Source organism: Streptococcus sp. DD04 (assembly GCF_001578725.1).
GTDB lineage: Bacteria > Bacillota > Bacilli > Lactobacillales > Streptococcaceae > Streptococcus > Streptococcus sinensis.
The window spans coordinates 61,485-73,698 of the sequence record NZ_KQ968978.1 but is presented as its reverse complement, the minus strand read 5'-3'; the positions used below and the strand labels follow the sequence as shown (position 1 = coordinate 73,698).

The window sequence follows — 12,214 nt, the reverse complement described above, 5'->3', positions numbered from 1 at the left end:
CCTAAAATGAAAGGCCCGATTCGCAACGCAAATCGGGCTTTTTCAATTTTAGTAGCTTTTTTAGATTAAGCTTTTTCTAACTTGGCTAAATCAGCATGAAAGCCGAGCAAAGACCAGCAAAAATATTGGCCAAAGCGTGTGTGCCCCAGCTGGATAAAATGGAACCATCCGATTTCTTCTCATTGACAAAGCCTAGGTAAGCTGCGATTCCCCCTGTAAACAAAATAATGAGCATAGATGTCAGCCAAGATGTCTGAGAAGCGAACATGAGGCCATGAAGCAAACCAAATAGAGCTGCTTGCAAAGTATTGGCTACTCTGAATGGAAGGCGACTGGCTAATCTTTTCAAAAGAAAACCTCTAAACAAAATCTCTTCTGGCAAAGCTGTCTGAAAAATACTGTAAATCAAAATACTTGGCAGGGCTTTAAAACCAAGCCCGGAAAATCTTGACATCGCCGTTTCAAGATTTCTTATCGTGTATAAAACAAAAATAGAAAAGACCAGAAAAAAGGTCTAGCCCAGCAAAATCCAAAGCCAGGTCTTCTGGCTGCCAGTTTCTTTTAGTGGTTTCAGGTCTATCCATTCTAAAAATGGACTTTTTCTTCTGGCCGTCACCAACCACCAAATAAAAGGAAGCAAAGTGAAGAAAAGGATTTGGATTACGGCGCTAAGCAACGCTTGAACTTCATTTCCCATAGCATTTCTCCTTTAAACTTATATATTTTTGTAAATTTCCAAAGAGTCTCTCTTTCTCCTCCTGCTGAATTTCCTAGCCCAGCTGTCCCGGCCGCTTTTCCTTCTTCTTGGGCGGGAATTTGCGGTCAAACACTTCCAGCTCCGCCTCATCTACTTCATACCCCTCCGGATCCCGATAGAGCCAAGGTCCATTTTCCCGAGTCACGCTGCCGTCCCTTTGCAAGTCCAGCACCATAACAAAATCCAAAATCTCCTCCTTGTCCTGACCGTCCAGATAAATACCATAATCACTGGCCGTCACAAAACCGTATTTAGGATAGTAGGCAGGATTGCCGAAGAGAACTAAATAGGAAAAGCCTTCCTCCCTCGCCTGACGGATAGCTGCCTGAGCTAATTTTTCTCCAAACCCTTGCTTTTGAAAAGCTGGTAGGATAGCAAAAGGACCAAAGGTAGCAATTTCCTTGACCTGTCCAGTCTGTTCATGGCAAAGCTGGGCTTTGCTAAACATAATCTGGCCAGCAAGCTGATCATCTACCAAAATAACTTTGGATAGATTTTCTAAATAGTTTGGATGCTGACGAAATTGGTGCAAAATCAGATGTTCCGCACAACCCGGACGATAGACATTCCAAAAGGCCTCTCTGACTAGATGTTCAACTTCATGGTATTCTGAAGGGGCTTCCTTGCGAATTTCAATCATCATCGCTTCTCCTTTGTATTTTTAATGCATTTCATTTGTTCTAAGCAGAAAATTCTCATCTCTCTGCCAAATATGTTTCTATTTCTTGAGCGCTTAGCTTCCTTACCTGACTTTCAGGAAATTCCTGATAGGAAGGCATGATAAAACTAGGCTGATGTCTGGCACAGCTTTTATCGGGATTCTTCTTCAGATAAGCCTCCAGATCCGTCAGATTGGCAAAAATCTTGTAAGACACCCGTCCCTTGTCTGACTGGATTTGATAAATGCCGCAGGGCGCCTGCATGGTCACATCCGCCACTCGCAAATAATACTTGGCAATTTCTAAAGATTTGAAGGGGAAATTCCAGCGTTGCAGACCATTTTTTGTATGCTCAATGCAGATACAGCGACCACAATGACCACATATATACTGCCTATGCTCCCTCAGGCAGTCCAAGGGATGAAGCAGCGGTGTCACGCGGTTCTGGTCAATATAGCATTCTATACACATATTCAAGTCTCCTTCTACTTAGTCAATTCTAATATAGCAAGTTTTTGAAGAAAAAGAAAGAAAAGATTGCCTTCCTCTTGCCAGACTTTTCACTTTTTGCTAAAATGATGTCAAAAAATTAAGAAGGACAAGATTATGCCACAAAATCTCTTTAAAGAATTGGCCCAGCTGGAGCAAGTGGAAGCTCTGGCTCTCGGCGGCTCACGGGCCGGCCAACATTTTGACCAAGACTCAGACTATGATGTCTATGTCTACCTGAGTGCTCCTCTCGAGCCAGCCATCCGCCAAGAAATCCTCAGCAAGTACTGCTCCTATATGGAAATTGGCAATCAATTTTGGGAACTGGAAGACGACTGCATCCTCAATAATGGTATCGAGATTGAGCTGATTTACCGCTCGCTGGACGACTTTGACCAAGACCTGCAGACCGTCGTTTTAGAGCATCAAGCCCAGAATTCTTACACCACCTGTATGTGGTACAATCTGCTCCACAGCAAGATTCTCTACGATCGAGACGGCCGCTACGCTACGCTCCAGAGCAAGTACAGCCTACCCTATCCAGCTGAGCTGAAAAAGAATATTATCAGCAAGCAGCTCCTGCTCCTTGACCAAGCTATGCCAGCTTTTTCAAGACAGATCAAAAAGGCCCTCAAGCGCCAAGACCTGCTCAGCATCAATCATCGTAGCAGCGAGTTTTTCGCCTCTTACTTTGATGCCCTCTTTGCCCTCAACGAGCAGCTCCATCCAGGCGAAAAGCGCATGCTCCAGTATGCCAAAGAAAATTGCTCCCGCCTGCCTCGGGATTTTGAAGCCAATATCCAAGACTACTTCCAAAATCTCTACCAGCCAGACCATCAGCAGGAAGCAGTCCTAGCCTTGGATAGCCTCCTAGACAACCTTAAGTACTTGATTGAAGCATCCATCTAGAACTTCAACAGATAAAAAGCTCATGAAGTCAGTTTTTCAGCTAATTCATGAGCTTTTTGCATATCATTCTATAGTCTGGCACCTAAGAGAGCAAATCCAATTCAAACAGTCCATACTCATGCTTGCCTCCCTGTAATTCTGCTGCATAGTGGCGCGTGACAGTTTTTTGATGAATCAAGGCGCCGATAGCTGAGGCCTGTCGCTTCTGTGCTTCTTTAAAAATCGGATAGGCCAAGGCAGAGCCCAATCCCAAGAATTCCTTATCTACCCCTAGATACATAATCATATAGCGTTTGGCAAAGCGCTTGGTCCAAAAAAGCTTGGCCAGGTTAAGAGGAGTCAGTTTTTGATAAACCAGAGAACCGTAGTCCGGCATAGCAATCAGAAAACCAGCTAGCTTGCCCTCCTTATAGGCCAGCTTAACCATGGAAAAATCAAGAATATACTGGTATTTCTGAAAAATCTGACTGAACTGCTGACTGGAAATAGACCGATAAATCGGAAAATCTTGATAAAGGCGATTGAGAAGTTCGAAAACCTGCAGCGAGGCTTGTTCCCAGTCCTTCTTTTTGGGAGAACAAATGGTGAAACCCGCTTCTTCAAAAGACTCAAAACGATGAGCCAGTTTGTCCTGATGAGTTTGATTGCTGACCTTGGGATAAAAATTGGACAGATAGCGCTCCTTGAGCTCAAAACCAGCCGCCTGCCACAGTTGGGGATAATAGGCTGGATTATGAGGTTCTCCAGTAAAAGGGAGCTCCTCTGTTCCAGTCAGCTGCATTCGATAGCCCAGCCAAAAACTTGCCTGTACGGGACCGATTATCTTAATCGCTCCGAGACTGCGGGCAAAACCTGCTAAATGCTCGATAAAAGCAGATGCAATCTGTTGGTCATTGATTGACTCGAAAAATCCTAAATAAGCAGCCTCATCATCTGGATAGAAGGTCAGAAGTCCTCGAATAAAGGGCTGACTGTCCTCATAGCCAATAAAAGCATAGGTTTCTAAGTCAGAACTCAGCGGGTGACTGCCCTCAATCAAAGCCAGCTCTTCCTCTTCAGACTGCATGAGGTGGTCTGGCTGGTAAATCTTCTTGGGCAGAGCTAGAAAATCGGCCAGCTCTGTCGTATTTGGTTTGACTGGTTTAATTTCCAGCATGGTCTTCCTCCTTGATCAGTCGAATCTTGCCAGTAAGGCCATCCATCTCAATCCAGTCGCCATTTTGCAGCTGGCTGCAGGCACCTCTGACATTGACAATGGAAGGAATACCTAACTCGCGAGAAATAATGGCCGTGTGCGAGAGCAAAGAACCCTGCTCGGCAATGACACCCTTGGCTTGGGTCAGAAGATAGACCCAGCCCGGATCGGTCATCTTGGTTACGATAATTCGATCCTGAGCAGACTCAATAGTCTGCACATCTTCCACGACCAAAACCTGAGCCTTAACGCAGCCAGGCGAGCAGCCAATCCCTTGTAAGGCTTGATTAGCCGTATTGTGACTGCTGGTGCGGTTTTGCGGTTTCAGATATTTCTCAAAGACCTGTCCAGCAAAAACATAGCGACTAAAGGTTGGTAGTTCCTTATCAGCCTCCAACTTCTCTCGACGCTCGGCTATCAAGCCACTAACATCTCTGGGCTTTCTGGTCAACTCAAACAGTTTTTCCTTTGTCAAGTAAAAAACATCGTCAGGCATAGCCAGCAGCCCTTGCTCAGCTAGTTGCTGTCCCAGTGCTCGGAAAATCTCCCGCATCATGCCGTAGATCCGTGTGCGGTTTAAGCGAGAACTTTCCCGATATTTAACCCCCGTCATGGCTCGCTTGCGAAGAAAATTCGTCCACCAGCCTGATTTTTGCACCTCTTCTTCAAGTTTCTGAGGGGCCAACTTCTTCTCCTCTTGCTGGCACATTTGCAGCAGGAGCTTGAGCAGACGCTCTGGATGCGTTCGGAAGGTGGGAGTTTCTAGCTTCAACTCTTCCGGAGCTCGATCACCAAATTCATGGATAAAATGGACTATTTCTTGGACCAAAGGATGCTGGCGACTTAGAAAGACTGCTGGACTTTCACTTGCCATGGCCTGTCTAATCGCTGCATTTTCTTCTGCTTTCAGCTGAGCTGTTAAAGCCTGCAGAGCCAAAGCCGGCCTCATACTTTCAATCTGCTCAATTCCTGCAATCTCAGCCTGAACAGTCCCGCCGCGACGGGACTTCTTCAGGAGACCAGTGTAGACAAAGGCATATAAATCATTGACTAGGGTAATATCCCAGTGAGCCAAAATATCCTCTTTTAGCTTGCTGACCAAGGCAATCAAGGTTTTAGCATCTGCATTTGGGGAATAGGTCGCTTCGTATTCTCGCTGAATCTGGGCAAACTGCTCTTCCAATTGTCTCATTTGCTTGGGTGCCGACCAAAACTCTCGGATAATACGAAGCATGATTTGCAGCCGTTTGAAACCAGACAGGTGCACCGGCATCTGAGGCACCTCTGTCTCTCGCACTCCCAGCATATCCTGCCAGATAGGGATGATTTTCTTTGAAAAAGGCAGAAGCTGCAAGAGCTGATACCAACTCTGAATCTGGTAATAAACTCGGCTATTGACCGGCTGCAGCATATTTTGAAAGGTGGCTTCATAGGCAGCCAACTCTTGAGCATCTTTGCCAACCAAGCGCTGCGCTAGACTGCGGAAAATGCTGGCATAAGCCTCTTGGATAAAGCTAATAGTCAGAGGACAGGAAACGCCCGGATAGCTCTCGACAATGTTGCTGTTATCCAGAATAATCTGCTGTCCCTCTGGCAAGGTGGTAATAGGTCGAGCCTGCAAGAGATAGAGCTGGCCATTTGCGAAGGTGAACTCCATATCCATATAAGGTCCGAAAAGCTGACTTACCTGACTAGCCAAGGCTTGTAACTTCTCGAGTTGTTCCTGTGATACATCTGGTGAATCCTCCGTCTGCTCTGTATAAAAGAGCTGGTCCTTGGGATGGAGGGTCACCATAGTTGTAGGAATCTTATCCTCGACAACCTTATTGCCCAAACCTCGACCGATAACAATGATGTGCTCGTTCAGAATGCCCTTGGGATTAGCTGTGAAGTAAATCCCAGACAAGTCTCCCTCCTGCATGATCTGAACAAGGCAAATCATCTGTGCCTGCTTCAAAGATAGGCCTTGCTCAAATAGATAACTAAGAGCAGACTCCTGATAAAGAGAGAGCAAGGTCGCTTGGATGGCTTCTTTAAGTCCATCTGGCTTCACATTGAGCTGGCTCTCAAACTGACCGGCAAATGAGGAAGCCTTCCCATCCTCAATGGTTGCAGATGAGCGGACTGCAAAGCGACAGGCTGTCTGGAAAAGTTCCTTACGAACCCAACTTTCTGCCGCTGTCAAATCTTCTTGACTAAACTGCTCTCTGGCCCAGTCCTGGAGCTGCTGACTGAGCTGGGACAAGTCCAACTCTCCAGACCGATAGGCTGCTTCCAGCCGCTCCAAGTCAGCAGAGCTGGCAGATTTTTGAAAAAAGTCAAAAGCAAACACTGCAAAGTCAGGCACTGGCAAACCAGCAGCCTGCATTTTCAGCAAATGATAGGCCTTGCCTCCGACCTGGTCAAGCCCTGTCTGCTTGATTCTTTTCATCAAAGTACCCCCATCAAGAGATAAACAGCAACGGACAGAACCATGGTCGTCTCTGTGATATAAGTATAACGCTCCACCCTCTCTCGGATATTAAAGCGAGTCGGATCCTTGATAAACTGCTCAAACTGGACGGTCATCCAGATGACATTCAGCACCAGCACCACCACTCCGACATGGGAAATATTCCAGAGGAGGACGAAATTGGTCAAGATATCCAGCAGCGTCACGACCTCGATAAAGCGAGTGGCTTTTTTGTAGCCAAAAAGCATCGAATAGGTCACATACTCTGTTTCGTCCTTTGGCGCCCGAATCTTGCGGCAGACTTCCCAGATCAGACTTGGGAAATACATGGTAAAGGCCAGCAAGACCGTCGGCAGGGACAAGAGAGGTAGATTATACTTGTAGCAGACAAAAGAAATGGTATAGAGATTCAAAATCATCATGACCGGATTATGGGTCACTAGAGCCAGTGGCAGAGAATTTTGAATCTTGTCACGCTTGAAGAACCAGAAGGACATGAGGGTCCCGTAGATATAGAGAAAGAGGAACCAACCGATATTGTTCATAAAGAGAATGTTGAAAATCACAGACACTGCTACGATAAAGCTGAGAGCAATAGCCAGGTCCTTCTTTTTCACCCGGCCAGATGGCAGAGCCCGATGAGGAAAGAGCCGTCTGTCGGTCTCATAGTCCTTGAAATCATCTGCGATCCGCAGAATCATCAGAAAGACGAAAATGGTAAAAATTCCGATCAACTCCTGATGGTCAAAGTGAAAGGTGGTCACTCCGTCATTGAGCAGGAGGACAAAATAAATCTCAAAAAACATGATGGCAGCCACAAAAAAGCGCGGCAGCAAAGGAAACATTTCCTTATAATAAACAGCTAATCGTTTAAACATAGCTTTTCTCCAATCCTTTCACCCATTTGAATCTGGGTTTCTATTCCGAGGTCTGAGTAAGTCAGGATATCCTGATCCAAGCGAATCCTGTCTGTCGGATAGAGGACAAGAATGGTTGAGCCGCCCAGACCAAAGCAGCCTTTCTCCTGTCCCCTGACCAAATGGTCCTGACTGTGATTGTATATTCTTCCGACCAAGAGAGCCCCTACTTCCATCTGTAGGACTGGCCCTAGGTCGGTATCTAAAAGACAGTATTCTCTTTTATTTTCTTTGTAAATGAGGCGCCGCTTCTGGGCTACCTGTCTGACCGTATGCAGGCGTCCCTTGATTTTTCGTATTTGGGTAATTCTGCCGGATTCAGCTGCCAGATAGCGGTGCAGGTCTTCCACACCCAGACGATAGACCAGCGCTGTTCCGCCACTAAACAGCTGAGCCAACTCTTCATCCAGCAGTAAGTCAGATAGCCTGTATGTCTGCCCCTTAATTGTCAGCTGTAAGTCCTGACTGATGGTAAAAGCCTCTAGCTTGGCATCCGCCACAGCCAGTACTTGACTATCAGGACAGACCGGACGCAGACCAGGCTTGATTTTTCGCTTGAAGAAAGCCGCAAAGCTAGAAAAGGGACCATCTTCATAGTCAGTCAGATTCAGCTGATAATTTTCCACAAAAGCTGCTATTTTCTTGCGAGAAAAAGGAGTGTAGTCTATCAAAGTCAGAAGATAAGACAGGCTAGGTCGGGTCAAGATAGGCAACAGAAAGCGCCCCCAAGCAGTACCATAAAGCTTGTCTAGCAGACCCGCCTTGTATTCTATCGGGTCAACTACTTGGCCAGTCCTTCTCTGATAGACCTTAACCATGGGGGAGAACCCCCAGACCAATCAGACTTGCAACAGCTAAAATCGCAAAGACTAGATAGGCTAGCTTATTCGGCTTGGGAATACGGCAGTTGTAAACAAATAGGAAGGTCAACAAAAGAGACAATCCCAGCCATACCCAAGCAAAGAGAGCAGGCGCCAGCCATTGACATACCAGATAGGTCAATGGGAAAAATAGGGCGCTGTAAGTCACGGGCAAGCCGATAAAATAAGAACCAGAGCCTTCATCATGCTTGGCCAAACGGTTAAAATGTGCCAAGCGAGTAACTGCAGCCAAGACATAGAGGACAGCCAAGATGATATTGGCCACTCCCAAGGGCAGCTGAGTCATGAGCAGCACAGCCGGAAGAGCCGCAAAGCTAATCATGTCGCAGAGGGAATCAATCTCAATGCCGAAGCGCTTCTGACTTTCAGTCCGCTTCATCCGCCGCGCCACTACACCATCAAAAAGGTCGCAGACACCGCTAACGATAAAGGCCATCATGGCTAGCCTCATCTGGGACTGAATGACGGCATAGACAGCCAAAAGTGCAAAAGCAGCGCCCATATAGGTTAAGATAACAGATTTGTCGTATTCACCGATAAACAAAGGTTCATTCTTCTTCATGAATTATTATTTCTCCTCTTCTTCCATCTAAAGTAACCAGCATGCCAGTTTCTAGCAACTGAGTTGCATTCTTAGCGCAGACCAGAGCTGGAATCCTGCATTCCCGAGCGACAATGGAGGCATGGCAGAGAACTCCACCATACTCTGTTACAAGACCACCTAGAATACCGAAAACATAGCTCCAGCCCGTATCTGTATAGCGGGTGACAAGGATTTCTCCCGGCTCAATCGTCTCAATATCCGCTAAATCCAAGAGAACTCGAACCCGAGCGGTCACCTGACCGCTGCTGGCTGGCATTCCTGTCAGCAGGGCTTGACTCTCATAGGCCACCTCTTCCAGGCTCATCTCTTTATCAGTCAAATCACCTACTGGCTCAAAATTTCGATAGGCCTGGCAATAATGCCGATTATCAGCCGCTTCTTCTTGAAGCTTGTCGGCAGTCTTTTGCCCTTCCATAAAGGCAGTCAGACTTTCTTTCTTAATGTAAAAAACATCTTGAGAATCTTTTAGAAAACCTCGCTTTTCATATGCTCGGCCGAGTTTGAGGCTAATCTGACGAATGAGGTGGTAATAGCGTGTGGAAATATCCTTGAACTCCTCCCGCCACCAGAGCAAGTTCCGAAGATCTTCGCTGATTTTTTCTATCTTTTTCTGCTTGGATCGAGATAGATGAGCCAAATCCAGCTCAGACTCTGGGACAGGACTGAGCGAAGCTTTGGCCGCTTGGTAGTATGCTGAATCAGCAACCAACTGCTGGACCGCTGTCATAACTTGATGAGCATCTTCTTCATAACTAGCTACTCGCAGATCCAGCTCGCGAGCTGAGTGATAGCCAAAATCCTTTTGAAAATCCTGAATCTTGATAAAATCTGCTCGCTCAGGATATTGTGCAGCCAGTCCCTGCAATTCTTCCACCGATAGCTTCAACCAATCGTCTGTCAACTTTTCGTCTGCCAAAACAAGATCCGTAGCTTCCAGCATTCGAGCCAAAGGCTTGGTATGCGAAACATTTCCCAACTTAGCTATCAGTTGGAAAAATTCATCAACCGTCAGCCATTTGAGCAGACTGGTCTTTTTCATGGACAGCTGGACCGTATTGATGTAGGCCTGCCAGAAATAAGTTCCCTCACTGTCTAAATAAGCCTGATTTAGCACTAACTGCCAAAGACTCTCGACTTGTTGCAACGAGCTTTGGTCGTTCAGTTCTCCTATTTCTTGATGAAGACGGTTAAATTGCTGGCGCAGCTCTTGCAGCTTGTCTGGTGCCTGATGCAGAAAAGTCTTAGTTACTTTTTGAGTTTTCCAAGCTACCCGCAGGAAATTCAAAAGCAAGACTGGACTTAATTTGCTGGTAAAACCTTGACCTTGGTAGTCTTTATTAACTCCCAGCTCATCATCAAAATCTCGCTCAATATAGCTCGGAATCTGCTCCATACCTTGCTTGACTACGCCTAAGTTCCAGAAAGGCCGAGCATAATGGAGACGCATCAGCGGCGGCATCACACCTTCAGGCTCTAGGTCAATTGCCAGCAAAAAGCTGGAGAGTGCCTCTTGCCAAGAATGGCGATAAAGGCTCCACATCAGGTTGGGACAGGGCTGAGCCGCCACGCCTCCGTCTCGAAAATTAGCCGTCGTCCAGCGACCACTGTCGATTTTAGTTGGTACTGTCGTGATGGGCCGAGCCTGCAGCAGATAGACTTGCTCTTGGACAGCACACCACTCAATATCCATCGGCCGACCAAAATACTCCACAATCTCCAAAACTTGCTCGTGCAGCTTCTGCAAGATCGCCAGAGGCATTTCAACTTTTTCAAACTGGCTCCAGTCCGGCTTGTACCAAGAAAGAGTCAGCTGCTCAGGATTGACTTGGCCACTAACCAAGCTCTCAGCCGAGCCTTTTACATACTCCAAGAGCATGGTCTGGTCCTGATTAGTCGCCACATCTAGGGAAAAGCAGACACCGCTAAAGTCAGGCTCTATCTGCTCCTGAATCAGCACTGCCATGGCAAAATCCTGCTTAGGCAAACCCTGGCGCTGCCAGTAGGCCAAGGCTTCTGGATTAAAGAGAGAAAGCAGACAAGAACGAATGCCCTGCTCGATTTCCGAAATCGTCCGGCAATTGCTAATCGAGTCATATTGGCCAGCAAATGACATGACCTGTCCGTCTTCTAAAAGGGCACTGCTGCGAACGATATAAGCTTGATTTTCCTGACAAAAGCTTGCTAGCTCCCGCTGCCAAGCTGGATCCAAGGGACATTGCTGCAAACGCTCTGCTATCTCCTCCTTGCCCAGATGAATTAACTCTTTAAGCCCCTGTTCTGAGTATTCTGGTAAAGCTGCTCTTAGCCAAGCCATTACTTGATCTGCTGGTAAAATCAAGGCTCTAGGGACCGAAAGTCCCAACTGACAGAGACTGATTAACTGATTGATTTTACCGCCATAGACGGCCGACGGCTCTTTTTCCAGCCATAGTTCTTTCATCAAAAACTCCCATCTCATATACGATTTTTTCTAAGCTTAGCCCAGTAGAGCAGACGATTGACTCCTAGATGCGTCCCTGCCCCTAGGATTAGAATGCCCAGCATCTGCTGCCAAGACAGAGGAATATAGAAAAGCAAGAAAATAATACAGCCAATCAAAGAATCAATCTGGTCTATCCAGATAAAGGTCCATTTCCAGCCATTTTCCGCCGTCTTGCCCTCTCTGATTTCCAAACGGCGCTTGATGAAGCTATTGGGCAGCTCAAACAAAACATAGGCCAGCCCCAAAAGAGCCCCAAACACCAGATTAAAAAGCAAGGTGTTTTCGTAGAAGGCGTAAACCAAGTGCAGTTTCTCTAGATTAGGAGTGCTCTTCAAGAGCACCCCCCATAAAATCTGGGCTAAAGAGCCCCAAACAATCATTCCTATGAAGCCTTTCCAGGTCTTGTTAGCTCCGAAAAGCCGCTTTCCATCTTTCAAAACCAAGCCGCCATCCATGGGTCGATAAGCTGCCTGCAGCAGTGAAGACTTGCAAAAGATCATATTCAAAACCCCAGCTAGAATGACTGGCATCAGGGTAATGTACAAGGCAAGAACAGTGCGCATATCTATTTCCTATTCTTTTTTATGAAAATTAGCCTGAAAAAATTAAGAGACTTCTCAAGCTTTTCTAGTTTTATTATACCATAAGTCGTAAAAGCCCTTACATAACCAACCACATACAAGTGTCTCATCTGATGACCCTTCAAAAGACTCTCGATTTTGCTTTTTTATATTTCTTCTTTTTTCCTCTAATATATGTAACGAACTTCAGCCTCTGCTGTCGAAAGATCCCTACCTTCAAGAAAAGAAGTTTTATCATCCTAGACATCAAAAAAGAGAGAATCTGTGATCTCTCTCAATGTTAACAGG

10 protein-coding genes and 1 pseudogene are annotated in these 12,214 nt (G+C 46.3%); 1 reads left to right on the top strand and 10 read right to left on the bottom strand.

Going from position 1 to position 12,214, the window contains the following annotated elements:
• Positions 1 to 85 precede the first annotated feature (85 nt).
• The 3 genes and pseudogenes from STRDD04_RS05475 to STRDD04_RS05465 all read right to left on the bottom strand — a co-directional run bounded on the left by STRDD04_RS05475 (position 86) and on the right by STRDD04_RS05465 (position 1,887).
• Positions 86 to 697 (bottom strand): annotated as a pseudogene (locus STRDD04_RS05475) (CPBP family intramembrane glutamic endopeptidase).
• A 73-nt stretch (positions 698 to 770) separates the two neighbouring features.
• Positions 771 to 1,400: a GNAT family N-acetyltransferase gene (locus tag STRDD04_RS05470; RefSeq protein WP_062200036.1), complete on the bottom strand. Its 630-nt coding sequence runs from the start codon at positions 1,398 to 1,400 to the stop codon at positions 771 to 773.
• A gap of 52 nt (positions 1,401 to 1,452) precedes the next feature.
• Positions 1,453 to 1,887, bottom strand: coding sequence for a hypothetical protein (locus tag STRDD04_RS05465; protein WP_062200034.1), 435 nt, complete (start codon positions 1,885 to 1,887; stop codon positions 1,453 to 1,455).
• A gap of 135 nt (positions 1,888 to 2,022) precedes the next feature.
• On the opposite strand from STRDD04_RS05465, the gene STRDD04_RS05460 reads away from it, so the two are divergent.
• Positions 2,023 to 2,814, top strand: a complete 792-nt coding sequence (locus STRDD04_RS05460) for a nucleotidyltransferase domain-containing protein (RefSeq protein WP_062200033.1) — start codon at positions 2,023 to 2,025, stop codon at positions 2,812 to 2,814.
• 82 nt (positions 2,815 to 2,896) lie between these two features.
• Here STRDD04_RS05460 and STRDD04_RS05455 read toward each other — a convergent pair whose 3' ends face one another.
• The 7 genes from STRDD04_RS05455 to STRDD04_RS05425 are packed head-to-tail and all read right to left on the bottom strand — an operon-like array spanning position 2,897 to position 11,908.
• Complete coding sequence (locus STRDD04_RS05455; protein ID WP_062200031.1) at positions 2,897 to 3,970, bottom strand: hypothetical protein; 1,074 nt, start codon at positions 3,968 to 3,970, stop codon at positions 2,897 to 2,899.
• Positions 3,957 to 6,440, bottom strand: coding sequence for a phosphoenolpyruvate synthase (locus STRDD04_RS05450; protein ID WP_062200029.1), 2,484 nt, complete (start codon positions 6,438 to 6,440; stop codon positions 3,957 to 3,959). The genes STRDD04_RS05455 and STRDD04_RS05450 overlap by 14 nt, the downstream gene beginning before the upstream one ends.
• Positions 6,440 to 7,339 (bottom strand): UbiA family prenyltransferase, encoded by a 900-nt coding sequence (locus tag STRDD04_RS05445; RefSeq protein WP_062200027.1) that lies wholly within the window; start codon positions 7,337 to 7,339, stop codon positions 6,440 to 6,442. Before STRDD04_RS05445 ends, STRDD04_RS05450 begins: the two co-directional genes overlap by 1 nt.
• The gene (locus STRDD04_RS05440; protein WP_062200021.1) at positions 7,324 to 8,196 is read right to left on the bottom strand and encodes a phosphatidylserine decarboxylase; all 873 of its coding nucleotides are present in this window, start codon (positions 8,194 to 8,196) and stop codon (positions 7,324 to 7,326) included. Before STRDD04_RS05440 ends, STRDD04_RS05445 begins: the two co-directional genes overlap by 16 nt.
• On the bottom strand, positions 8,189 to 8,821 hold the full coding sequence (locus tag STRDD04_RS05435) for a CDP-alcohol phosphatidyltransferase family protein (protein WP_062200020.1): 633 nt from the start codon (positions 8,819 to 8,821) through the stop codon (positions 8,189 to 8,191). Before STRDD04_RS05435 ends, STRDD04_RS05440 begins: the two co-directional genes overlap by 8 nt.
• Positions 8,808 to 11,321 (bottom strand): PEP/pyruvate-binding domain-containing protein, encoded by a 2,514-nt coding sequence (locus STRDD04_RS05430; RefSeq protein WP_197460083.1) that lies wholly within the window; start codon positions 11,319 to 11,321, stop codon positions 8,808 to 8,810. The genes STRDD04_RS05435 and STRDD04_RS05430 overlap by 14 nt, the downstream gene beginning before the upstream one ends.
• Positions 11,318 to 11,908, bottom strand: a complete 591-nt coding sequence (locus tag STRDD04_RS05425; RefSeq protein ID WP_062200018.1) for a CDP-archaeol synthase — start codon at positions 11,906 to 11,908, stop codon at positions 11,318 to 11,320. The genes STRDD04_RS05430 and STRDD04_RS05425 overlap by 4 nt, the downstream gene beginning before the upstream one ends.
• Positions 11,909 to 12,214 lie beyond the last annotated feature (306 nt).

Bases quoted from the DNA above. Each gene is read 5' to 3' on its own strand.
- STRDD04_RS05465 (WP_062200034.1), bottom strand. From the start codon at position 1,887: ATGTGTATAGAATGCTATATTGACCAGAACCGCGTGACACCGCTGCTT.
- STRDD04_RS05470 (WP_062200036.1), bottom strand. From the start codon at position 1,400: ATGATGATTGAAATTCGCAAGGAAGCCCCTTCAGAATACCATGAAGTT.
- STRDD04_RS05440 (WP_062200021.1), bottom strand. From the start codon at position 8,196: ATGGTTAAGGTCTATCAGAGAAGGACTGGCCAAGTAGTTGACCCGATA.
- STRDD04_RS05435 (WP_062200020.1), bottom strand. From the start codon at position 8,821: ATGAAGAAGAATGAACCTTTGTTTATCGGTGAATACGACAAATCTGTT.
- STRDD04_RS05445 (WP_062200027.1), bottom strand. From the start codon at position 7,339: ATGTTTAAACGATTAGCTGTTTATTATAAGGAAATGTTTCCTTTGCTG.
- STRDD04_RS05455 (WP_062200031.1), bottom strand. From the start codon at position 3,970: ATGCTGGAAATTAAACCAGTCAAACCAAATACGACAGAGCTGGCCGAT.
- STRDD04_RS05425 (WP_062200018.1), bottom strand. From the start codon at position 11,908: ATGCGCACTGTTCTTGCCTTGTACATTACCCTGATGCCAGTCATTCTA.
- STRDD04_RS05430 (WP_197460083.1), bottom strand. From the start codon at position 11,321: ATGAGATGGGAGTTTTTGATGAAAGAACTATGGCTGGAAAAAGAGCCG.
- STRDD04_RS05460 (WP_062200033.1), top strand. From the start codon at position 2,023: ATGCCACAAAATCTCTTTAAAGAATTGGCCCAGCTGGAGCAAGTGGAA.
- STRDD04_RS05450 (WP_062200029.1), bottom strand. From the start codon at position 6,440: ATGAAAAGAATCAAGCAGACAGGGCTTGACCAGGTCGGAGGCAAGGCC.